Genomic DNA, 22,500 nt, shown 5'->3' with positions numbered 1-22,500 from the left:
CGCCGAGCCATTCCCAAAGGATGACTCGGCCGGTATCAAGCGGTGTCTTTCAACAGTGCGCCGGGCATGAAGGCTGAAGGCGGGCGGACGCCCCGGTGGTGTTCACGATGAGCCGAGAGTTTGATCGCGAGGATTTTTTCGTCCTGGTGCACGGTGACCGGTCCCAGTCGTTCGTAGTTGACCCCGTTGATTTTGTAATAGCGCTCCATCGTGCTGTTGACGATGCCGACAATAAAATCGGCGCCTGCCAGGCTGGCGGTCTTCAGGCTTCTCCAGAACAACGGCATGGCCAATTGCGGCTCGCGGGTGGTGAAGCGTGTCATTTCCCAGATGGCAGGATCCTTGGGCGGCGTGCCAGCGCAGGTATGGCTGAAAACACCCTCCAGCAGATTGGGGAATGGGGTGGGTATCAGACGCGCGCAGCCGACAATGGCGCGGTGCTCGCTGAACGCCAAGAGGTAGCGCGCATGCTCGGTGTCGTACTGATCCCATTCACAACCCGCCTGGTGCGGATGGCCAGGCAGCCGCCAGCCGAGTTTCTCGACAAATTGCTCGTGCCGAAAGCGGCCTAGCCTGAGTTTGAGCTCGTCGCTCATTGCGCTCAGCGTGTGCTCTTCCATGTGCATGGCCCGGAGCTCCTTGGGGGTGGGGGTGAGTGCGATTTTTATAGAGGACTTGCACAGGCTTGGCACCTACAAGATCTTGTAGGTGGCGTTGGCATGCGGTTCGCAGATTTGATTCTTCGGTCAATTTTTTGTAACAGCTTGTTTGCGGCTGACGCATAAACCTATAAAGTTAACCTTTCGGTCAGCTTTGCACTGCCACGTACAGCCTTTTGTTCCGGCAAAAGCGCTTCTGCCAGACCCGAGATCCCCAGAACATAACCATAAGGGCGGACCTATAACCGCCCAGAGGATGATCCATGTCCAACCGTGATATCTCCCGGCGCTCGTTCCTTCAGGGCGGGCTGGTGGCGGGTGTGAGCGTGACGCTTACACCGCTCAGCACCCAGGCGCTGGCTGCCTTGATGGAAAACAGCGTGACCGTGCCGTCCGAGCAATGGCTCGGCAACAATGGCAAGGCGCGCTCGCGTAACGACGCCTTGTCCAAGGTCTGCGGCAGCAAAGTCTTTGCCCGCGACATCCGTTCCAAGGACATGCCGGGCTGGCCGCAGCAACAGGGCCACGCCCTGTTGCTGAAAACCACCAAGGCCGATCGCATCTACGCCGGCTACGATCTGTCGTGGCTTGGCGCCGACCTGCAACCTGACCGCATCGTGACGGCCGCCGACCTGGACAAAGACGGCATCGTCTTCCCGGAAGAGCACGCGCCGGATCCGCTGTTGCCCGAAGGCCAGGTGCCGATGTTCATCGGTCACCCGGTGGCGATCCTGATCTGGAACGACTTCGAGCGGTTCCGGCAGGCCAAGGCCAAACTCAAATTCAATGACAAAGCGATCCGTTACGGCGCCTCTGCGCCGTATTACGAACGTGATCCCTATGGCAGCTTCCGCTATGTACGCGTTGGCGGTGCGGCCTCGGCGGACGAAGATGAATTCGCCAGCCTCAAGGATTCGATCCTGTTCCCGATGCTGAAAAACCGTCGTCCGGTGTGGAATTCCCAGCCGGACCTGCACGGCAACCTCACCGAGCGCGGGCTGTTTTACGCCGACCGGATGAAGCAGCAAATCGACGCGCCGCCCGAACACTGGCTGGTGTTTGACGAGCGCTACAAAACCCCGTCGATTGAACCGGCCGCGATGGAACCGGACAACGGCAACGGCTGGTACGACCCGGCCACCAAGACTTTGCACTTTGTCGTCGCCACCCAGTGCCCGCTGGAAGCGGCCACCGAAACCGCGAAGATGATTGCGCCATCGCGCTTCGGCCTGGCGAATCTGAACATGCACCCGGGCTACACCGTCGGTTACGGCTCCAAGGACCACAACATTTTTGTCTACTACGCAGCCCTCGCCGCGTTGTACGGCGCGGGTGTGCCGGTGCGCCTGGCCAACGACCGCTATGAGCAGTTCCAGAGCGGCATCAAGCGTCACCCGTTCGACATCCGCTACCAGTTGGCGGTGGACAAAAACGATCACAGCTTCCAAATTTTCCGCGCCGAGATGAACGTCGATGGCGGCGGGCGCATCAACTACAGCCCTTCGGTGGCGGCGGTTGGCGCCACGGCAGCGCAGTCGATCTACTACATGCCGCAGAACGACCTGCAGGTCACGGCCTACCATTCGCGCGCGGTTGAAGCGGGCTCGATGCGCGGTTACGGCACCCTGCAAAGCATGGCGTCGACCGAGATGATGGTCGACGAAATCGCCGGCCGTCTCGGCATCGACGCCATCGACCTGCGCAAGAAAAACGCCATGCTGTCGGGCATGAAAAACACCCAGGGCGCGGTGCCGGCCGGCGCATTGCGCTTGCACGAGATTCTCGACAAGGCAGCTGCCCATGACGTCTGGAAAAATCGCGACCTGATCAAAAAGACACGCGAAGCCGCTGACCCGGATCACTGGTATGGCGTCGGTTTTGCCATCTGCCAAAAAGACTTCGGCACCGGTTCCGAGGCGCCGATGGCCAGCATCGAATTCACCGCTGAAGGGCACGTGACGTTGCGCCATATCGGCATTGAAATCGGCACCGGCATGTCCACCTCGCAAGCCCTGGTGGTGGCCGATTTCATCGGCATTCCGGCCACGCAAGTGAAGACCGGCGAAACCGAATGGAAAGAGTTGCAACTGACCACGGGCGGCAACCCGTACACCATGAGCCAGGCCGAACAGGATAGTTTTTTGCGCAACCCGCGTTGGGTCGGCAAACTGGCGTCGGCCTCGTCGGCGACCAACTCCGCGTACTACTTCAGCCACGCCACCCGTGAAGCCTCACGGGTGCTGTTCAACCACGGCTTGTGGCCGGCAGCGTTGCAGATCTGGGGCCAAGGCCCTTACGGCGGCCAGGCCAACCCGTACGTGGTACGCCGCGAAGATGCGCATTGGGTCGACGGCAAACTCACCGCCAACGGCATGCAGCCGTTGAGTTTTGAGCAATTGGCCAGGTACGCGCACGAAAAGGGCCTGGTGACCGGCGCTACTGTGCACGGCTTCAACCGCTGGAGCTGGGCCGAGGCCGAGTACAGCATCGACGGCGTGCGCGAGCGTCTGCCCCTGGATGCTTTGGCGGTGAAGTACGGCGACGGCGCGCCGAAGGCGAAACTGGCACAGATGACCAGCAACGGTTTCCATCTGCTGGATCGCCAGAACGTCCACTACCCGGACACCCAGTTGAACAACGCGGCGGTGACTTACTACAGCCCGGTCGCGACGCTGGTGGAGTTGAAAGTGAACAAGGGCTCCGCCGAAGTGCAAGTGCTCAACCACCACTCGTGGGTCGAGTGCGGTCGGGTGCTGGTGGAAGAGCTGGTCAAGGGGCAGCTCGAAGGCGGGATCGCCATGGGCATCGGCCATGCGTTGATGGAAGAGATGCCGCTGTACGAAGGCGGGCCGGGGGAGGGTGACTGGAATTTCAACCGTTACCGCTTGCCGATGGCCCGACACGTTGCCGTGTGGAACCAGACGGCTGAAATCCTGCCGCCGTTGTCGCCGAGCGACCCGTCCAAGGGCATCGCAGAAGTGGTGATGATCCCGATCGTCGGCGCTATCGGTAACGCCGTGGCCCACGCCATCGGCAAACGTGTCCGCGACCTGCCTATCACTTCTGCGCGCATCAAGGAGGCCCTCAATGGCTAACCGTCCGTTTCAACTGACCCTCAACGGTCGATCCGTCGGCCCGGTGGACATCCCTGATGACCTGCCGATGATCGACTACCTGCACGAATACAAAAACCTCACCGGTTCGCGGCTCGGCTGCGGCCAGGGCATTTGCCACGCCTGCGTGGTGATCCTCGACAACCCGGACGGCACCAGCGAAGAAGTGCGCACCTGCATCACCGGCGCCCACTATTTCGAAGGCAAAAAAGTGCGGACCATCGAGGGGCACGCGACCCGCGACGAGCAGGGCAACGTCACTCAACTGAACCCGATCCAGCAGCGTTTCGTCGACGAATTCGCCTTCCAGTGCAGCTATTGCGCGCCGGGTTTCGTCAATGCCGCGACCCTACTGGTCGAGAAGCTGCAGCGTCAGCCCATCGCTAAAAGCCAGCTGGAAAAAGTCATCGAGGACAGCCTCGGTCACCACATCTGCCGCTGCACCGGCTACGTGCGTTACTACAACGCGACCCGCAACGTGCTGACCGATCTCGGCCTGGTCAAGGAGGGTTAAGCATGAAGCATCTACTTTCCCGCCTGGCATTGGCGGTTGGTCTGGCTGCGCCGGCGTTGTTGGCGCACGCGGACGATCAAGTGAAGCGCGGCGAATACCTTGCCCGCGCCGCTGACTGCATGGCCTGCCACACCGCACCGGGCGGCGCGCCGTTTGCGGGGGGCCTGCCGATTGTGTCGCCGTTCGGCACCATCTACGGCACCAACATCACCCCGAGCAAAGCGCACGGCATTGGTGTGTACAACGATGACGAATTCTTCGCCGCGCTGACCGAAGGCAAACGCCGCGATGGTGCGAACCTGTACCCGGCAATGCCCTACACCTCATATCATCTGATGCCGCGCGCAGATTCGGACGCGATCCATGCGTACCTGAAAACCATCGAGCCGATTGAACGTGCGGCGCCGGTCACTCGCCTGAGTTTTCCGTTCAACGTGCGTCTGGGCTTGATGGGCTGGAACCTGCTCTACGGCAAAGACGTGAAACTCGCGCCGGCCGAGGGCAAAAGCGACACCTTCAAGCGGGGTGAATACATGGTCGAAGTGCTCGGGCACTGCGGCGAATGCCACACCCCACGCGGGTTGCCTGGCGCCATGCAGCAGGACAAACGCCTGACCGGCGGCCTGCTCAACGGCTACTTGGCACCGAGCCTGTTGGCCACTGACCTGGCCGCTCGCGGCTGGAATCAACAAGACCTGAGCACCTTCCTCAAGCACGGCATGAGCGCCCAGGGCACGATGTTCAACGAGATGTTCCCGGTGTTCCACAACAGCACCCAGGGCCTCAGTGACCCGGACCTGGCGGCGATGGCCACCTATCTGCTCGGCGATCCCGCCCCGGCTGCCAAAGTGCTGAGCGAGGTGCCACTCGACAACATGAGCCCAAGCGCCCAACGCGGTCGTCAGGATTACCTGAACGTGTGCGCCGGTTGCCACGCGCCGAACGGCGAGGGCAAGCCGCACATCGCGGTGGCCATGCGCGGCAACACCACGTTGCGCCTGGAAGATCCGCGCAACCTGTTGCGGGTGATCGAAGACGGCATCGGCGAGCAGACATTCACCGGCTTTGAACGCATGCAACCGATGCCCGGCTTTGCCGACAAGCTCACTCCGGCACAGCTGACCGATCTGCTCAATTATCTGCGCCAGGGTTGGGGCGGTCAGTCGAGTGAGCTGGCGGTCAGCGACGTGCAGGAGCTTCAGGCCGATGCACCGCCAGCCGAGCACAAGGCGCACTGACATGCAGCATCTGGATCTGCAAGTCATTCGCCGGGCGCTGGAATGGTCGACGGCCGGCCAGCCGGTTTGGCTGTGCACGGTGCTCGCCACCTACGGCTCGGCGCCCCGTGCGCCGGGCTCGTTGCTGGCAGTGAACGTGAGCGGGCAATGGATCGGCTCGCTGTCGGGTGGCTGCGTGGAGGAAGACTTTCTTGAGCGGGTGGCCGAAGGCGCGTTTGAGCAGGCGGTCAACGTCGTTCGTTACGGCGAAGGCGAGGACCCGCGCTCGCGCGTGAGCCTGCCGTGTGGCGGCGTGCTCGATGTGCTGGTGGAGAAGCTTGCGCCGGACTGCGCGGTTCAGGCGCATCTGCGCGAGCTGGAGTGCGCGTTGCTGGGCCAGCGCCGACTAATCCGCGAAGTCGACCTGGCCAGCGGTGCGCGCCGCGTGTGTGCAGACAGCGAGCAGGGCGCGCGCATCGAGCGCGAGATCGACCGGGTTCGTGTGCGGGTCGGCGCGGCGCAGCGTTTGCTGCTGGCGGGCTATTCCAGTGTTGCCCAGGCCTGCGCCGAGTTTGCCGTGGGCCTGGGGTTTGAGGTGATTCTGTGCGACCCACGCGACGAGGTGCTCGAAGGCGTGGTGCTGCACAACGTCGAGATCCGCCGCCAGCTGCCGTCGGTGTTCATCGCTGACGGCGGCTGCCACAGCGACACTGCGGTGGTCGCGTTGACTCATGATCCGCGTATTGATGATCTGGCGATGATGGAGGCGGTGCGCACCGACGCGTTTTACATCGGTGTAATGGGTTCGATGCGCACGTCACAAAAGCGCTTCGAGCGCTTGCGGCGAATTGGCGGGTTGGACGAGGCCCAATTGGCACGCATCCATGCGCCGATCGGTTTGAACCTGGGCAGCAAGACTCCGGCGGAAATCGCGTTGGCGGTGCTGGCCGATATTCTTCGTACGCGCAGCGGCATCGCGCGGGATCGACTCTGACCCGCCTGTGATTGGCGCTTCCAAAGGTATCGGCGCGGCGATTGCCAAGCAATGGGCCCAGGATGGCGCCAGCGTGATCGTTAACGACGCCAGCAGCCATGAGGATGCCGACCGCGCATTACCTGGGCTTGCCTGGTAACAGCCTGTGCAATTGAGCCAGTTGAGCTTCCAGGCTGGCAACTTGCGCCTCAAGTTCGCGCACGCGTTCGCTGGCCGCGACTTCGGCGCTGACATCCTTCTGGATGCCGATGTAATAGGTGAGCTGATCTGCCTGGTTAAATACGGGAGTAATCGATAGCTCATTCCAGAAGGCACTGCCGTCCTTACGGTAGTTGCGAATGATTTGCCGGCAGGGCTGATGCGACTTTATCGCCTCGCGGATCACGACCAAACCCGCCTGGTCTCGGTCGTCACCCTGCAGGAAGCGGCAGTCCTGGTATAGCGTTTCGTCAGCGTTATAGCCCGTAAGGCGCATAAAGGCGGGGTTGGCGTAGATCAGGATATGCTCATCGCCTTCCTGCTCCGCAATGACAATGCCATCTTCCGAGGTTTCAACCATCAGTTTCAGCAGTTCTGCGTCGATCATCTTCAGAGCCCCGGCGAATTTCACATCATTCTAGGACAACTTGAGGGTCAAGCGCGTTTCGGAATAATTGAACGTATCCCTGTGACCGACCGAAGCATGGCCGACGACTCGCTGTGAAGGTGCTTTTTACAGCGTCTCTTTTTATGGGCGTCGCAGACGAGGTGCTCATAAAAAGTGGAACTCCGACTCTTCACCACCGGTCAACTTTTTTGTCCACATCCCCTGGCTGCGATGGTGTTGAACGTGGCGCCATCGCAGTGGGCTTATTTAAGCGTCCCACTGACACGAAGGTTTATGAATATGAAGAGTGAACAGGTAGAAGGTGTTGCAGAGAAACTGGCCGGCAAGGCGCAGAGCGCGGTCGGGAAGCTGATGGGTGATTCGAAGCTGGAAGCTGAAGGCGCTGGACGTCAAGCTGCGGGCCAGCTGACCCAAACCTATGGCGATGCACTCGACAGCGTGTCTACGTTCGTCAAGGAAAAACCGGTTGCTGCACTGGCCATTGGCGCAGTAGCCCTGCTTGTGCTGGACCGTCTCTTGCGCCGCTAAGCTGCAAAAAGAGGGCTTGTGTCGCTTTCCCTCGCACTGCCCAGGGCGTCTACCTCGACAGTGCGAGGACCTAAGCCTGTAGGTCTGCTTATTGGTAAGGCACAGCGCAATGGACACGCCAGGCACGCTGGATCAACTGGCTAGCACCGACCTTAGGTCAATCACAGAATTATGGCTCGGCGGGACGCATACCCATCTCGCTAAGGCGTCGAACGTGACGGCTAACGCATTGGCGTGAATCGATCGAGGAACCGATCTGTTTATGCCCATTAGTGCTGGGTCGAACACATGCAATGATGCCGCCGTTGCCTCCACCGCATTCGGGAATGCCCATGTTCGAACATCTCGACCTCAACGCGCTGATTGCCGTCTACGGCTACTGGGTCATCTTCGTGGGCTGCCTGCTGGAAGGCGAAACAGTTTTGCTCCTCGGCGGTATGGCTGCACACCAGGGCACTCTGCAATGGCTGCATGTGATCGGCTGGGCCACCCTGGGCGGCATACTCGGCGATCATTTACTGTTCTGGACCGGACGTTATTCCGGGAGCCGCCTGCTGCCCAAACTCAAGCGTCACCAGTCTGCCATCCAACGGGTGGAGCGCCTTATCCATCGCTACCCGATGACGTCTGTATTCGCTGTGCGCTTTCTCTACGGAATGCGCTTAGTAGGGCCTATGGTGATAGGTGCAAGCGGTCTGGCCCCTTGGCGTTTCGCGCTGATTAATATGCTGAGTGCGGCAATCTGGGCCACTCTGTTCGTCAGCGCCGGCTATTGGGCTGGCGAAGCATTGCAGCATTTCTTTGGCGACCTGCGACCGTATCGCCTGCCGATCTTCATCGGGGTGGTAGCCCTTGTGAGCCTTGCGGCGCTGGTGCGGTATTTGCGCAGCCGAACCAAGGCGTTGCACCGCTGAGGCATTGGCATAGCCCTGCGTACCTACCAGGGAAGGCGCTCTCCGTTATAAGCGAAGAAATTGCCGCTGTCGGCGGGCTCCAGTCGGTCGATCAGCGACAGTAATTCGTAGGCGGCCACGTTTGCCGGCCTGGCGGCAGACGCGCCTCGAAAGGGTTGCGACAGCGCTGATACAACTGTGCCCGGGTGAAGGCTCAGCAGTCGGCTCTGAGGTCGGGTTCTTGCCAGTTCGATGGCCGCCGTTTTAATCAGCATGTTCAGGGCTGCCTTGGAGGCGCGATAGGCATACCAGCCGCCCAAGCGGTTATCGCCGATGCTACCCACCTTGGCAGAGAGCATCGCCATCGCGCCGCGAGGGTCAAGCAAGGGTAAAAAGTGGCGCAAAACCAGCGCAGGCCCGATGGTGTTGACTTGAAATACCGACTGCAACGCGTCTGCATCTATCGCGGAATAACTTTTCTCAGGCTTTATTTTGTCGCGATGGAGCAAACCTGCGGCATGCAAGATCAACTGATACGGTGCTTGCTCAGTCAATTCGGCTGCGGCGCTGGCGATACTGTCGGCATTCTCCAGGTCGAGGAATGGAACACTGTTGCGCCCCAGCTCATGAACATGCGCGCACCGTGGGTCCTGGTTAAGCAACTCACAAAAAGCCGAGCCCAACGCCCCGCTGGCGCCTATCACGAGGGCACGATAGCCCTCACCCAGGGAATTCATCGTGAAGGAAGTGTTCATCCAGGCTCTCCTGCGTTCTGATGCGATGTGTTGGTGTTAGCCCCGTCGCCCTATCAGTTGCAGGAACTCCTGACGTGTCGCAGAGGACTCGCGAAAGGCGCCCAGCATTACCGATGAGGTCATCACCGAATTTTGTTTCTCCACACCCCGCATCATCATGCACATGTGCTTCGCCTCGATGACCACGGCCACGCCGGCGGCATCGGTGATGTGCTGGATGGCGTCGGCAATTTGTTTGGTAAGGTTTTCCTGGATCTGTAGGCGACGGGCGAACATATCCACCACTCGGGCCACCTTCGAGAGGCCCAGCACCCTTCCGGTGGGGATGTACGCTACATGCGCCTTGCCGATGAAGGGCAGCATGTGATGCTCACACAATGAGTACAGCTCGATGTCGCGCACGATGACCATTTCATCGTTTTGCGATTCGAACAATGCACCATTGATCACATCCTCCAGACTCATCGTGTAGCCATTGCACAGGTACTGCATCGCGTTGGCTGCACGCTTGGGTGTGTCCAGCAGTCCTTCACGTTCAGGGTTCTCGCCTACGCCGACGAGAATTTCACGGTAATGTGCGGCGAGTGATGGGGTCGATGCGTTCATCTTGATTCCTCGCAGCCTTGCTGCGCTTTCTGTGACGGCAATCCTTGGCAGTAGGGGAGTATCTGCTGCGCACGATCTGAGGCGTACGCCCTAGGACATGCCAGGTCAGCCATGACCCTGACTCTTCGTCGGCCCATGACCAAGCAAAGCGGTCTAGGTGTGCGTTTTTTTCGATGTGGACTGCTCGTCTGAGCCGGGGTTGGAAGCAGGCACCGCGCAACGGCTATCGACACAGCGGCGCCCACTGTCTGGGTGAGGCAACCACGCCAAATGGGGACGTAAGCGGCAGAAAAGCCGATAGCTGAATTCGAGTAATGGGCGCAGTGCCCGCCACGTCAGTGGTGTTGCCCAAAAACCCAGGCCCGCGGCTCGCCAGCTCCATAGGGTGGCATCCAGGCCTGTTACCCAGCGTCCATCAGCGAAACGCGCGTGCAGCGAGGACTGCATGTGCTCGAATGTGAACCCGAGTGCCTGGGCGTCGAATGCACGGCTGCTGATGTCCACAAACAGCAGTCGATCCTTTACGGCATGGCCGCGCAGGAGCTTGATTTCGCGCGCACACAGAGGGCATTCACCGTCAAAATACAGCGTCAGCGGCCAATTCACTTTCTTGTACATGGGCCATGCTCTTGTATAGGTTTTGTACAAGATAGGCTGAAAGAAACAGGCTGACAATGGGCACTCTGTTTTTGCTGTACTGGGCGTGGCCAACGGTGTGATACAGGTACGGACACGATATTGATGCAAAATCATTAAGCAAAAAGGCCGCCCATGAGTTCTGGGGCGGCCTTGTCTCTATGTCTGGTCGGCGCTCAATTGCCTCTGTAGGTCGAGAAACCGTAGGGGCTGAGCAGTAATGGGATGTGGTAGTGCGAAAGCGTACCGTCTACCTCAAAAATGACCGGTACCTCCGGAAAGAAACTGGCAACTTTGTGCGCTTTGAACCATTCCCCGGTTTTAAACGTGACGCGGTAGGTGCCTTTCTCCAGCGCCTGACCCTCGGGGTACAACCCGGGAATACGCCCTTGCTCATTTGTCGCGGCGCTGTTGAGCATGTTCCAGTGGTTGCCGTCCTGTTTTTCCAGCGTGACATTGACGCCAGGGGAGGGCAGACCATCTTGTAAGTTGAGCACATGCACGCTGAGCGGGTTTCCTGCCGCCAGCGCCAGTGACGATACGACACTCAATACAAGGCCCGCGAAGCATATTTTTAATCCAGTCATGATGATGTCCTTAGTTTTTGACGGTAGGTAGGATTTTGTCGATAGCGGCCAATGCGCACCCTTCATCGTTTGCGGCACCACCGGCACCGGCCACTCCGATCGCGCCAATGACTTGCCCTTCAAACAGCAACGGCAGGCCGCCGCCCAGCAGCAATAACTCATTCAGGGTGTTGAGGTTTTCTGCATCGGGGGTACTGCGGGCCCGCTCTGCCAATAGTCGCGTTGGCGTCTTGGTCGACAGGGCGGTGTAGGCCTTGCGTTGAGCGGCTAATGTGTTGTGTGGGCCCACGTTATCGTCACGCTGCAGGGCGACTAAATTGCCCCCACGGTCGACAATGGCAGCAACACCTGTACGGCCATCGGCATGGCAGGCTGCCAGCGCGGCGTTGAGCAAATCATTGGCCATTGCCAGTGATACGTCGTTGCGCTGCAGCACTTGATCCGGGGCTGCAACGGCGAGCGCTGAGTTCATGGCGAGTGACATCAGCAATGAGGTCGATAGGCTTATACGCATGCTTTGTCCTTTGTGTGGTCTGGCTGAGTCATAGCCAGGCATGATGCCCCGTGCACTCCGTCAAAATGATTGCCTGATGATTACCAAGATGTAATGTGCCAAAACGCTCGGGCGCGCTAGCCTATGCTCCAGTTCCGGAGGAAAAGATGCGTATCCTGGTCGTAGAAGATGAAACGAAAACAGCGGATTACCTGCACAAAGCCCTGACTGAATCGGGCTACGTGGTGGAAGTCGCCCTGGATGGCCTGGAGGGCCAGTATCTGGCGCAGGAAAGTGAGTTCGACTTGATCATCCTGGACGTCATGCTGCCGGGCCTGGATGGATGGCAATTGCTGCAGATTATTCGGCGCAAGTGGCAAACCCCGGTGCTTTTTCTGACGGCCAGGGACTCTGTGGAGGATCGGGTCAAGGGGCTTGAGGCAGGGGCCGATGATTACCTGGTCAAACCTTTTTCCTATGCCGAGTTGTTGGCGCGCGTACGTACCTTGCTGCGCAGGGGGCCGCCACGCGAGGTCGAGCAATTCATGGTTGCAGACCTGAGCCTGGATCTGTTGCGGCGTAAAGTGACGCGCGGGGGAGAGCGCCTCACCCTGACCAACAAGGAGTTTGCCCTGTTGCACCTGCTGGTCAGCCGTGAAGGGGAGGTGCTATCGCGCTCGTTGATTGCTTCGCAGATCTGGCAGATGAACTTTGACAGTGATACCAATGTGGTCGACGTCGCCATCCGGCGACTGCGCGCCAAGGTTGACGATCCTTACCCGCTCAAGTTGATACAGACAGTGCGTGGCATCGGCTACATGCTTGAGGTGCAATCCTGAAACTGCTTCCGCGCGCCCTGAGCTTGCGCCTGGCGGTCATGTTCGCGTTAGTCAGCGCGCTGCTGCTGGGCTCCATTGGTTTTTACCTTTATCAGTCGTTACAGCGAGAAATCGCGTGGCGCGATGACCAGGCCCTGCTCGGGCGCCTGGAGCGCATGCAGGCGCTGATCAACGACAGTGTCAGCGTCGAGCAACTCAGAAATCGGCCCAAGCTATACGAAAATATGCTGGGCAATCGCGACAACCTGCTGTGGATCATCGATGACACAGGCCAGGTGCTGATCGAAATCAACCCCGTCAGCATGAGCTTGCCCACGTTACCAGCTGCAGCCCAGGCTCAATTGGGTGACGGTGATACTTCGGTGCCGGTGCGGCTTGCCTGGCAGCATGTCATGCAGGGTGATCGCGGCTTGACCCTGATCGCTGGCAAGTTATTGAGCGAGCGCGAGCAAATGCTGGGGGCTTACCGACTCAAGCTGTGGCTCGCGATGTCGGTCGGCGCGCTGCTGGCTTTCGTACTCGGCGGGTGGGTCAGTCAGCGAGGGTTACGACCTGTGCGCCTGCTGGCCAAGCGCGCTGCCGCCATTGATGCACACCATCTGCATCTACGGCTGGATGAGTTCAACGAATTTAGTGAACTGCAAGTGCTCAGCCAGGCGCTTAATCAAATGCTCGCACGCCTCGAAGAGGGGTTCGCCCAGCTATCACGGTTCTCAGAGGATCTGGCCCATGAGATGCGAACTCCGCTCACTAACCTGATGGGGCATACTCAACAATCCCTGAGGCATGGTCGTTCAATTGAGGACTATCAGAACCTGCTGGTTTCCAATCAGGAAGAATATGAGCGTCTGGCACGAATGATCGACAGCATGCTGTTTCTCGCTCGTAACGAGCAGTCGCATGCGTCGGTCAGTGATGAGCTCATCAACCTGCACGATCTAGTCGAGCAACTGTGTGAGTATTTTGAAGGCGTGGCGCAAGAGCGTGACGTCACGCTGATCAATCAGGCCCATGACCACTTGCGTGCCGATCCGGCCTTGGTCCGTCGAGCATTGGCTAACTTGCTGTCCAACGCGCTGCGTTATGGCGCTACTGCCAGCGCGGTGACGATTAGCAGTGTGGTGCGGGAGGACAGGATCGAAGTCACCGTGCACAACCAAGGCCCGCCGATTTCAGCGCAACATTTACCTCGGCTGTTTGAGCGCTTCTACCGGTGCGACCCGTCACGCAATCAGCCGGACGATTCTGGTGGCTTGGGGTTAGCAATCGTGCGCTCAATCATGCAATTGCATGGCGGGCGCGTAACCGTTGAGAGCACTGGTACGGGTACGCGCTTTTGCTTGGTGTTTGTGCTACAGAATGCTTGAGCGAATGCCCTTGAGCCTATCCGTTGTGGCACGACCTAGGGTATCAAGCGCATCTCGCGGAGTTTGTCGAACACATCGAAAAAGGCTTGATCGCTCGCTTGGTAGGCGGTGAAGCCCATTGCACGGCTCTTCGACATATCAGTGACGACTTCGATGGGAGGTCTGCATCGGTGTGCCAGGGGGATATCAGGCGACCAATATCGGCTTCTTTCAAGCCGTGCTCCGCCACTATTTGCGTCCACACGGCTTGGTCGTCAGCCATTTGCTTCTCGAGAGGTGAAAGTGAGGCGGGATAATCGGCAGCAGGCAGGTCGAAGTATTCGGCAATTCGGCTCCACATCCACTTCCAGCGAAACACATCGCCATTAGTGACATTGAAAGCCTGGTTGGCCGCCGCCGGCGTAGTGGCCGCCCACAGTTGTTGTTTCGCCAACTGCCGTGCATCCGTCATATCGGTGAGGCTGTCCCACTGCACGCTTGATCCCGGAAATACAAAAGGGCGACTGGTTTGTTTGCAAATCGAGGCGTAGACGGCGAGGGTGGTTGCCATATTCATCGCGTTGCCGACGGCAAAGCCGGTGACGGTATGCGGGCGGTGAACGCTCCAGGTGAAGCCGTCCTTTTCGGCAGCGGCGAAAAGTTCGTCCTCTTGGGCGTAATAGAAATTCTCCACATTCAGACGCCCCTGATCCTCGCGGAACGGTGTTTGCGGGAGGCTGCCTTTACCATAGGCTTCGAAAGGCCCGAGGTAGTGTTTCAGGCCAGTAACCAGTGCTACGTGCTTAACGCTCCTGGCTGGTCGAATAGCATTCAGCACGTTGCGTACCATGGCGGCATTAACGCGGATGTTTTCGGCTTCGGTGGCTTGCCGTGACCATGTGGTGATGAACACATGAGTAGGTTTCAGGTCCGCAAGCGCACGTTCCAGCGAAGCGGGATCTTGGAGGTCTGCGGCGATGGGGATCACGCCTTGCGATTGCGACGGGCGCCTCGATAGCGCGGCGACCTGCCAATGGTTGTCGATTAATAACTGAGTGATGGCGCTGCCGACAATACCGCTGGCGCCGACGACCAAAGCTGTTTGGCTCATGAGTTCCTCCTAGATTTAGAGTTGGGAGTTCACCCGAGCAGCAGAGGTTCAACCTAAACCGGATCCGTATGGGCGTGTGCCGTAAGCGGATGTCGAACACACTTAACGAACTATTGAATGCTCTGACCTAGGAGAACACTGAATATTGAGGGGGCAGGGCGCAAGCTATCTGCTCCTGAATACTGGCGGTAACGAGCACGTGGGTTTCATCGTGAATGCCGACCGCTTGGACATCATGATCGCGATGGCTAAAGAGATCGGCATTGAGGTGGGGCTTGAGGCATTTCTAATGCGAGGCGTGGTGCCGATTGGTTGTTCAGCCTCTACATCGGCTGCACTTTCAGGCTCCATCCGAGGCTACTGGCGCACGGAGCCAGCCACTGGCGTAGCTGTAGATTTGCGGCCAAGGTCTCGGGGTCAATCAGGCGCGCGCCGATATCTGCATGCGGCAAGACACTTACCTCAAGGCTGCGCTCCAGCGATCCGATCAATTGCGGAAAATCGATGATGCTCGACAGGCGTGGCCACGCCACTAGCTTTCGATAACGCAATTGCTGAGACTCAATTCGCAGGTCGTCCTTGGGGCGCCATTGAGCCAGGAACAGCTCGTCGTGCCGTTCCAGCTCGACCCGCCAGCCTCCTAAGGAAGGAACGAGTAACCGGAGCTTCAGGCTCTCAGGTCTCAATTTATTGCGCTTGTAAAACCAATGCTCGATGGGCTCGTTGCTCAGCGTGATGGAGATGGCGCTGTAGTCGGGCATGTCGCCCAGACCGAGCATTGCGAACCATTGCGCATTCTCTGATGGGATGAGCGTTGCGGGCATGCTGGATCGTCCCTGATAGGTACTCGGAAGTTCGAACAGTGCAGAGCTTACGGCTTGAGATATTTGTAAGCCAACCTTGCCCAGCGCCAACGTTGCTGAGGACTTGCCGCTGTTGTTGGCGCCCACCTGGAGTGTTGTCTCGGTGGCCAGGTCGGTTCTGACGGACTTTATGTGACATAACATACTATTTAACATAATATACATTATGCGTAATATCATGTTACGTAATCAGCGGCAGTGCCCGTCAGATTTCAACGGGCAAAACCCCTGTTGGCTTCACACCTGGGCAAATCCTCCATCCACGAACATTTCACTGCCGGTCATGAAGCTGCTCTCATCCGATGCCAGGAACAATGCTGCGGCCGCAACTTCTTCTGCCTGGCCGATGCGGCCCAGTGGAACCTGTGCAGTCATGTCGTCAATGATCGCATCCTTCTGGCCAGTGCCTGACAACGCCAGGTCCAGGCCAGGCGTCGCGATCGGCCCGGGCGAAAGTACGTTGACGCGAATGCCAGTGCCTTTGAGGTCCAGCGCCCAGCTTCTGGCGAAATTACGCAGCGCGGCCTTAGTGGCGCTGTATACGCTGAACGCCGGTGTGCCCATGGTGCCTGTGGTTGAACCGGTCAAGATGACAGAGCCTCCAGTGCTCATCAGTGCCAAAGCCTTTTGCACGGTGAACAAGGTGCCCTTGACGTTGATGCCGAACGTACGGTCAAACGATTCCTCCGTGATCGAACCAATCGGCTGAAAATCCCCCAGGCCCGCATTGGCGAACAGCACGTCAATTCGGCCTTTGGCAGCTTTGATTTGCGTGAAGATGCGATCCAGGTCGTCCAGGTTTGAAATGTCGCCCTGAATGGCAATGGCTTCAGGGCCGATCAGGCGTAGCGCGTTGTCCAATTCCTGCTGCCGGCGCCCCACAATGACCACCTGTGCGCCTTCGGTTGCGAAGCGAATGGCGGTTGCCAGGCCGATGCCACTGTTGCCGCCGGTGATCACTGCAATTTTTCCGTTGAGCCTGCTCATGGTGAACTCCCGAGAATGTCGAGGCTCGACTCTAGATCCGCGCTATTGTTTTGAATAGTATGCACCTTTTGGTAAGTACCCAATTCAGCGAGTAGAGCCATGTCAAGTAACACGTTCAGCTGCGGGCTCGATGCGGCCCTGGCGGTGATTGGCGGGAAATGGAAGCCGCTGGTCCTTTATCATCTGGCGCAGAACGTTCACCGCTATGGAGAGCTACGGCGTGCGATCGGTGGCGTGACTGATAAGGTCCTTATCCAGCAACTCAAGGAGTTGGAGCGTGATGAGATCATCGCCCGCGTCGACTACCAGGAAATCCCGCCGAAGGTTGAATACTCGCTGACGCCATTCGGGCGCTCGCTGGCCACGGCATTGGGGACGCTGTGTGTGTGGGGAACAGAGCACATGGACGCTGTGGAACGCATCAGCGAGCGTCGCATGGCTGCCCTCGCCCGTCTTGAAAGTCGCCCCTCAATATAATCTAATTGCATAACTCAACTAAATGTCTATTTAGTTGAGTTATATAAGCACCAATCAATAACCGCTCGCCGCCGTCGTTGCCCCATTGACTATGGCAATGCCCGAACTGCTGCCCAGACGCGTAGCCCCGGCCTCGATCATCTTCACCGCCGTCGGATAATCACGCACGCCACCGGAGGCTTTTACGCCAACGTCGGCGCCCACGGTTTTGCGCATCAGCGCCACGTCTTCTGCAGTCGCACCGCTACGGCTGAACCCGGTGGACGTCTTCACGAATGCCACCCCCAGGTCCCGGCAGATTTCACACGCCTGGACTTTCTGTTCGTCGCTCAACAGGCAGGTTTCCAGAATGACCTTCAACGGCACAGCGCCGCAGGCCCTGTGAACCGCGGCGATGTCTTCACGCACCGCCTCAAGCAGCCCTTCCTTCAGCCAGCCGATATTGAGCACCATGTCGATCTCCCCTGCCCCGGCGGCAATCGCTCGTTCAGCTTCAAAGGCCTTGGTGTCGCTCAAGCCGGCACCCAGTGGAAAGCCCACCACCGCACAGATCACCACGTTCTTGTCAGTCAGGCATGAGGCGGCGTAAGGCACTTGCGCGGAGTTCAGGCACACTGAATAAAAACCATGCTGCATGGCCTCCTCGCACAAGGTGCGAATTTGCTCACGGGAGGCGTCGGGCGCCAGTAAGGTGTGATCGATGTACTTGGCCAATGCTGCGGGTTGAAGAGAGTTCATTTAACGTGCCCTTGCCTGTATGTTGCCAATGATCGTGGGACGCGCTTGTCACAATGCCCACATTAATGCGTTACAATAATATCATTAAATGTTACTTATCTAACACAAACAATCAAGCCCTGGAATACGCGTGGACAGTAAAAAAGCCGAGCGACTCAAGCTTATCCAACAAGCTTTGCAGGACCAGAACGCCATCCACCTGCGGGAAATGGCTGCGCTGCTGGAAGTGTCCGAGATGACCCTGCGCCGCGATCTCAACCACTTCACCGAGCACGTACGCCTGCTGGGTGGCTACATCACCCGGGTCAGCGGCGAGGTCGGCGATTACCGCGTAGCCGACCAGGACACACGCCACGTCGAGGAGAAACGCCGTATCGGCAAGCTCGCCGCGCGGTTGATACAGCCCGGCGACACAGTGTTTTTCGACTGCGGCACCACCTCGCCCTTTGTCATTGATTTCATCCCCGATGAGTTGGAGTTCACCGCGGTGTGCAGTTCGTTGAACGTGCTGCTCAAGCTGCAGAACAAAGCCAACTGCCACATCGTGTTGTGCGGCGGTACCTTTCACCGCAAGAACCAGGTCTTTGAAAGCAGCGCCGAGAGCAGCATCCTCGACAGCGTGCGCCTGACCTGGGCCTTCGTGACTGCCGCCGGCGTCAGCCAGGCGTTCGGCGTGACGTGCTTCAACTTCAATGAAGTCGAGGTCAAACAAAAGGTCCTGCGCCAGGCCCAGCAGCGCGTGTTGCTGGCCGACTTCAGCAAGTTCGACACGGTGCGCACCGCCCACTTCGCCAACCTGGAAGACTTCCAGTACGTGGTCAGCGACAAGAAAATCCCGCGTGCTTATAAAGAGGCCATCCAGGCCAGCGGCGCGCAGTTGCTGATCTAACCCAGTAATGTCTGCCGTTCCTGCGCATTCAAATAGCCGGTGGTCACGCTGAACGAGGCGCTGGCCCCGGCCGCCAGGCACCGCACGTGGCCTTTGGCTTTCTCGGCGTTATAGCCCTCGGGTTCGCAGGTCGATGGCAGCACGAACGCCGCCACTTGCTGATCCGGCGTGTACAGAATCCAGCGTGCAGCGTGCGCGAATTGTTCGGGGCGGTAACGGGTGTAGAACGCCGTACCAGCCGGATGATCCAGTAAGAAATGTGCGTAGCCCGTGGCGTCTGTGCCCACGTCGTCGAAGAAAAACACGATCTCAGGGTCGTACAGCGCAGGCGTGTCGAGGCTGGCCAACTGGGTTGGATGCTCGGCCAGTTGCGCCATGTAGGCGCTCCAGTCCGGCGTCGGCTTGACGTGGTCCGGCACACTGGTGCGCAGGCGCAAGCGCTGCATGCCCAGTGGCTCGACGAATCGAGCGCCGTCCACGTACGCGTAGTTCATGTGGGCCATGTACATCAGGTCCATCGGCTTGCCGGCCAGGTTCGTCACGTCCATGTCGATATCGAACAAGGCTGAGTCGGCGCGCAGCGTTACGCTCGGGCTCGCCCGGTAGCGATCGCCAAATCCCTTGGCATAGTGATACGAGCCGCCCAGGCGCACAAAGCCCTCGCCGAGTTCCAGCCAGGCCGAGTCCATGGGCGCGCAGGGCATTTCACCGTGCAAGGCATGCGTGTCATCCGGCGCCGGGCATCCGTTGCGCAACAGGCCACTGTGAAACATGAAGCAACCGTAAGTGTCGATGACCGTCGGGCTTGGCCTGGGCGCGTCGAACAGGTTGCGCATGGTCAGGTCGCAGCCGTCAAATTCGGCCGACCAGATCATCTGCCCTTGATACGGCAACACGACCAGACGTCCACGGCTGTTCTCCAGGCTCACCGCCAACACGCCAGACGCATAAGTCCAGGCGCTGACCTTGAAATCCTCAGACTGCAAAAGCACCCTTTCCTGCTCGGCAAACACCGCCCGGTACAACGGGATACGCGTATTCATGAGGCCACCGCCGCGGCTGCACTTGAGGGCAACGCGTCCGGCTGGCGCAGGCATTTGACCGCGTACATCACAATCACGATAAAGCACAGCAGCGGTACGCTATAGGCCAGCTGCATGTTGCCGCCACTGGCGTCGGACAACAGGCCCTGGAAGATCGGAATCACCCCGCCGCCGACGATGCTCATCACCAGCAATGAACCGCCGACACCCGTGTCTTCACCCAGGCCATCGATGGTCAGGCCGTAGATGGTCGGCCAGCACGGGCCGAGAAAAATACTCACGCCGACCGCGGCGTACACCGCAGAAATGTTCGGCACCAGAATGGTGTAGGCCAGCAGCACAATGCACAGCACCCCGTAGATCGCCAAGACCTTGGCCGGGTGCAGGCGCCGCATCAATAGATTGGCGATCAACTTGCCGACAAAATAGGCGGCAAAGGTGGTCAGTAGAAACCATGAAGCGCTGCGCTCATTCATGCCGCCCATTTGCATGGCCAGGCGAATGGTGAAACTCCACACGCCCACCTGTGCGCCCACATACAGAAATTGCGCCAGCACGCCAAAGGTAAACCGCGGGTTACGCCACAGCCGCCCCAGGCTTTTGCGCAAGCTGCCAGACGTATTGTCGACAGGTGCGTTGCCCTTGCAGGCCGGGAAACGAGTAATGGCGATCAGGATGAACATCAACACCAGCACGGCGATCATCCACTTGTAGGGCAACAGCGTGGACTGGATCATTTGCAATTGTTGCACCGCCGCATCGGTGACACTCATCTGCTTGAGCTGTGCAGTGGTGGCATCGGTGTCCTTGAACATCACAAAGCTGCCCACATAAACCCCGGCCATGGCGCCGAACGGGTGAAAGGTCTGCGAGATGTTCAAGCGCCGCGTCCCGGTTTCCCGTGGGCCCATCAGCGTCGAGTAGGTGTTGCAGGCGGTTTCCAGGAACGACAGCCCGGCCGCGATCACAAACAGTGCCAGCAGGAACATGCCGTACTTGGCCGTCGACGCCGCCGGGAAAAACAGCAAACAGCCGAGCATGTACAGCGACAGGCCGATCAGGATCGTACTTTTGTAGCTCAGGCGGCGCACCACCATCGCTGCCGGAATCGCCACAAAAAAGTAGCCCAGGTAAAACGCCGACTGCACAAAGGCGGTCTGGAAATCGCTGAGCAAAAACGCTTTCTTGAAGTGTGCGATCAGCACGTCGTTCATGCTCGCCGCCGCGGCCCACAACGCGAAGATGCTGCACAGCAGAATAAAAGCGAACCAGGGCGTGCGGTTCAGGTAGAACCCATCGGGTGTCTGTTGCAGCGCAGGTTTGTTCATTATTGTTCTCCGGGCTGGATTAAGGAGCTGAGTTAGACGGCTTGGCGCTGTTGCTGGAAGCGCGTGAACGCTTCGCTGTCGGGATAGGAGGTTTGCGTACCCAGCGCCGTCACCGAGCACGCGGAATACGCCACCGCCTGCTCCATGGCATGGCGGATATCGCCATCGCGGTTCCAGTGCTGGATGAAACACCCGATAAAGGCGTCGCCAGCACCGGTGGTGTCACGGGCGACCACCCGCTGGCCCGGCACCTGGAAGGTGCCCTCCTCGCCCACGTACAACGCCCCCTGCTCGCCGAGCGTGACGATGACGTGGCGAATGCCGCTGGCCACCAGGGTTTGCGCAGCGGCGCGGGCCGAGTCCGGCGAGTCCACGGTGAGGCCCGTGATCAGCGCCAGCTCCGATTCGTTAGGGACCAGAAAATCCAGTTTTGCCAGGTAGTCGGCATCCAGGCCAGGCAGCGCCGGCGCCGGATTAAGCAGCACCGCAATGCCATGTCGGTGGGCGAATTCGATGGCGTAGTAAACCGTCTGCAGGTTGATCTCCAACTGCAACACAATCAGCGTGCACTCACGCAAATCAGCCGCCGCCGCCTCGATGTCCGCCGGCGACAAATACGCATTGGCGCCTTTGACGATCAGGATGCTGTTGTGGGAGTCGGCCCGCACAAAAATCGGCGCCACACCACTGGAAACGCCAGGCACCCGTTGCACATAACGAGTGTCGATGCCAAAGCGCTGGAAGTTGGCCAGGGTGTTGTCGGCAAACATGTCGTCGCCGACCTTGCTCAGCATCAATACATCGGCCCCAAGCTTGGCTGCCGCCACCGCCTGGTTGGCGCCCTTGCCGCCGCAACCGAGGGCAAACCCCGGCGCTTCGAGGGTTTCGCCCTGGGCCGGCATGCGGTCGATGTAGGTAATCAGATCCACCATATTGCTGCCGATGACTGCGATCTTGCTCATTGCGATTCCACCTTGTTGCAGCACGACCAGGCAGGTCGTGGCGCTTTTGTTTTGTTATTTAAATAACATTAAGTGTGATTATTCAATCTATTTTTCAGCGCAAAGATCAATGGTCAGCCCGAATGGGCGGCCTCGACAGGCTCAAGGCCAAAAATGTAGCGCCTGTGTAAACGCCACCTTGTAACCCCTCGGGCGGCTCTCTAAGCTGGCCGATCTTTCGCCGTCACCCGGAACACCCCATGTCTCGAAGCATCGCCCACCTCGCCCTGTTGCTGGGGTTGATCACCGCCATCGGCCCCTTCGCCATCGACAGTT

24 protein-coding genes and 1 pseudogene are annotated in these 22,500 nt (G+C 59.1%); 11 read left to right on the top strand and 14 right to left on the bottom strand.

Annotation, left to right across the window (positions count from 1 at the left end):
* Positions 1–35: 35 nt before the first annotated feature.
* Positions 36–692, bottom strand: coding sequence for an acyl-homoserine-lactone synthase (locus AACU78_RS06460; RefSeq protein ID WP_256587061.1), 657 nt, complete (start codon positions 690–692; stop codon positions 36–38).
* A gap of 230 nt (positions 693–922) precedes the next feature.
* Between AACU78_RS06460 and AACU78_RS06455 the strand changes: the two genes are divergently transcribed.
* Genes AACU78_RS06455 through AACU78_RS06435 form a run of 5 tightly spaced genes read left to right on the top strand, consistent with a single transcriptional unit; the run spans position 923 to position 6,636 of the window.
* Positions 923–3,754 carry a xanthine dehydrogenase family protein molybdopterin-binding subunit gene (locus AACU78_RS06455; protein ID WP_106580346.1) on the top strand — a complete coding sequence of 944 codons (2,832 nt, stop codon included), beginning with the start codon at positions 923–925 and terminating at the stop codon, positions 3,752–3,754.
* Positions 3,747–4,286 carry a (2Fe-2S)-binding protein gene (locus AACU78_RS06450; protein WP_106580345.1) on the top strand — a complete coding sequence of 180 codons (540 nt, stop codon included), beginning with the start codon at positions 3,747–3,749 and terminating at the stop codon, positions 4,284–4,286. The genes AACU78_RS06455 and AACU78_RS06450 overlap by 8 nt, the downstream gene beginning before the upstream one ends.
* A gap of 2 nt (positions 4,287–4,288) precedes the next feature.
* Positions 4,289–5,524, top strand: coding sequence for a c-type cytochrome (locus AACU78_RS06445; RefSeq protein ID WP_106580344.1), 1,236 nt, complete (start codon positions 4,289–4,291; stop codon positions 5,522–5,524).
* 1 nt (position 5,525) lies between these two features.
* On the top strand, positions 5,526–6,497 hold the full coding sequence (locus tag AACU78_RS06440; RefSeq protein ID WP_106580343.1) for an XdhC family protein: 972 nt from the start codon (positions 5,526–5,528) through the stop codon (positions 6,495–6,497).
* Between the two features lie 7 nt (positions 6,498–6,504).
* Positions 6,505–6,636: a hypothetical protein gene (locus tag AACU78_RS06435; protein ID WP_371924202.1), complete on the top strand. Its 132-nt coding sequence runs from the start codon at positions 6,505–6,507 to the stop codon at positions 6,634–6,636.
* Here AACU78_RS06435 and AACU78_RS06430 read toward each other — a convergent pair.
* Complete coding sequence (locus AACU78_RS06430; RefSeq protein ID WP_106580342.1) at positions 6,616–7,083, bottom strand: PAS domain-containing protein; 468 nt, start codon at positions 7,081–7,083, stop codon at positions 6,616–6,618. The genes AACU78_RS06435 and AACU78_RS06430 overlap by 21 nt on opposite strands.
* A 300-nt stretch (positions 7,084–7,383) precedes the next feature.
* Here AACU78_RS06430 and AACU78_RS06425 point away from each other — a divergent pair, with 300 nt between their 5' ends.
* Both AACU78_RS06425 and AACU78_RS06420 read left to right on the top strand, forming a co-directional pair.
* Entirely contained in the window at positions 7,384–7,632 is a 249-nt protein-coding gene (locus tag AACU78_RS06425; RefSeq protein WP_106580341.1) for a CsbD family protein, read from the top strand.
* 332 nt (positions 7,633–7,964) lie between these two features.
* Positions 7,965–8,546, top strand: coding sequence for a DedA family protein (locus AACU78_RS06420; protein ID WP_106580340.1), 582 nt, complete (start codon positions 7,965–7,967; stop codon positions 8,544–8,546).
* Positions 8,547–8,569: 23 nt separating this feature from the next.
* On the opposite strand, the gene AACU78_RS06415 is transcribed toward AACU78_RS06420, so the two are convergent.
* From AACU78_RS06415 to AACU78_RS06395, 5 genes are all read right to left on the bottom strand, one after another.
* Positions 8,570–9,280, bottom strand: coding sequence for an SDR family oxidoreductase (locus tag AACU78_RS06415; RefSeq protein ID WP_106580339.1), 711 nt, complete (start codon positions 9,278–9,280; stop codon positions 8,570–8,572).
* A 36-nt stretch (positions 9,281–9,316) separates the two neighbouring features.
* Positions 9,317–9,886, bottom strand: coding sequence for a GTP cyclohydrolase I FolE (folE, locus tag AACU78_RS06410; protein ID WP_106580338.1), 570 nt, complete (start codon positions 9,884–9,886; stop codon positions 9,317–9,319).
* 153 nt (positions 9,887–10,039) lie between these two features.
* Positions 10,040–10,504, bottom strand: coding sequence for a thiol-disulfide oxidoreductase DCC family protein (locus tag AACU78_RS06405; RefSeq protein ID WP_106580337.1), 465 nt, complete (start codon positions 10,502–10,504; stop codon positions 10,040–10,042).
* 194 nt (positions 10,505–10,698) lie between these two features.
* Positions 10,699–11,109, bottom strand: a complete 411-nt coding sequence (gene uraH / locus AACU78_RS06400) for a hydroxyisourate hydrolase (RefSeq protein WP_106580336.1) — start codon at positions 11,107–11,109, stop codon at positions 10,699–10,701.
* Positions 11,110–11,119: 10 nt separating this feature from the next.
* Positions 11,120–11,623, bottom strand: a complete 504-nt coding sequence (locus AACU78_RS06395; RefSeq protein ID WP_106580335.1) for a GlcG/HbpS family heme-binding protein — start codon at positions 11,621–11,623, stop codon at positions 11,120–11,122.
* A 146-nt stretch (positions 11,624–11,769) separates the two neighbouring features.
* Here AACU78_RS06395 and AACU78_RS06390 point away from each other — a divergent pair, with 146 nt between their 5' ends.
* Together AACU78_RS06390 and AACU78_RS06385 are read left to right on the top strand one after the other, a co-directional pair.
* Entirely contained in the window at positions 11,770–12,441 is a 672-nt protein-coding gene (locus AACU78_RS06390) for a heavy metal response regulator transcription factor (RefSeq protein ID WP_106580334.1), read from the top strand.
* Positions 12,438–13,808 carry a heavy metal sensor histidine kinase gene (locus tag AACU78_RS06385; protein ID WP_106580333.1) on the top strand — a complete coding sequence of 457 codons (1,371 nt, stop codon included), beginning with the start codon at positions 12,438–12,440 and terminating at the stop codon, positions 13,806–13,808. Before AACU78_RS06390 ends, AACU78_RS06385 begins: the two co-directional genes overlap by 4 nt.
* A gap of 35 nt (positions 13,809–13,843) precedes the next feature.
* Here the strand turns inward: AACU78_RS06385 and AACU78_RS06380 are convergent.
* From AACU78_RS06380 to AACU78_RS06370, 3 genes and pseudogenes are all read right to left on the bottom strand, one after another.
* Positions 13,844–14,898, bottom strand: a pseudogene (locus AACU78_RS06380) (SDR family oxidoreductase).
* Positions 14,899–15,221: 323 nt separating this feature from the next.
* Positions 15,222–15,722: a hypothetical protein gene (locus tag AACU78_RS06375; RefSeq protein ID WP_106580386.1), complete on the bottom strand. Its 501-nt coding sequence runs from the start codon at positions 15,720–15,722 to the stop codon at positions 15,222–15,224.
* A gap of 276 nt (positions 15,723–15,998) precedes the next feature.
* The gene (locus AACU78_RS06370; protein WP_106580332.1) at positions 15,999–16,748 is read right to left on the bottom strand and encodes an SDR family NAD(P)-dependent oxidoreductase; all 750 of its coding nucleotides are present in this window, start codon (positions 16,746–16,748) and stop codon (positions 15,999–16,001) included.
* Between the two features lie 99 nt (positions 16,749–16,847).
* Here AACU78_RS06370 and AACU78_RS06365 point away from each other — a divergent pair, with 99 nt between their 5' ends.
* Complete coding sequence (locus AACU78_RS06365; RefSeq protein ID WP_106580331.1) at positions 16,848–17,225, top strand: winged helix-turn-helix transcriptional regulator; 378 nt, start codon at positions 16,848–16,850, stop codon at positions 17,223–17,225.
* Between the two features lie 54 nt (positions 17,226–17,279).
* Here AACU78_RS06365 and deoC read toward each other — a convergent pair whose 3' ends face one another.
* On the bottom strand, positions 17,280–17,963 hold the full coding sequence (gene deoC, locus AACU78_RS06360) for a deoxyribose-phosphate aldolase (protein ID WP_106580330.1): 684 nt from the start codon (positions 17,961–17,963) through the stop codon (positions 17,280–17,282).
* Between the two features lie 130 nt (positions 17,964–18,093).
* Here deoC and deoR point away from each other — a divergent pair, with 130 nt between their 5' ends.
* Positions 18,094–18,852, top strand: coding sequence for a DNA-binding transcriptional repressor DeoR (deoR, locus tag AACU78_RS06355; protein WP_106580329.1), 759 nt, complete (start codon positions 18,094–18,096; stop codon positions 18,850–18,852).
* On the opposite strand, the gene AACU78_RS06350 is transcribed toward deoR, so the two are convergent.
* The 3 genes from AACU78_RS06350 to rbsK are packed head-to-tail and all read right to left on the bottom strand — an operon-like array spanning position 18,849 to position 22,185.
* Positions 18,849–19,895, bottom strand: coding sequence for an aldose 1-epimerase family protein (locus tag AACU78_RS06350; RefSeq protein WP_106580328.1), 1,047 nt, complete (start codon positions 19,893–19,895; stop codon positions 18,849–18,851). The two genes, deoR and AACU78_RS06350, sit on opposite strands and share 4 nt — an antisense overlap.
* Entirely contained in the window at positions 19,892–21,223 is a 1,332-nt protein-coding gene (gene fucP, locus AACU78_RS06345; RefSeq protein WP_106580327.1) for an L-fucose:H+ symporter permease, read from the bottom strand. Before fucP ends, AACU78_RS06350 begins: the two co-directional genes overlap by 4 nt.
* 32 nt (positions 21,224–21,255) lie before the next feature.
* On the bottom strand, positions 21,256–22,185 hold the full coding sequence (gene rbsK, locus AACU78_RS06340) for a ribokinase (RefSeq protein WP_106580326.1): 930 nt from the start codon (positions 22,183–22,185) through the stop codon (positions 21,256–21,258).
* Between the last annotated feature and the right edge of the window lie 315 nt (positions 22,186–22,500).

Source organism: Pseudomonas sp. R9.37, from assembly GCF_963878885.1.
Lineage (GTDB): Bacteria > Pseudomonadota > Gammaproteobacteria > Pseudomonadales > Pseudomonadaceae > Aquipseudomonas.
The sequence above is the reverse complement of the archived record's forward strand: the minus strand, read 5'-3'. Positions and strand labels throughout refer to the sequence as shown.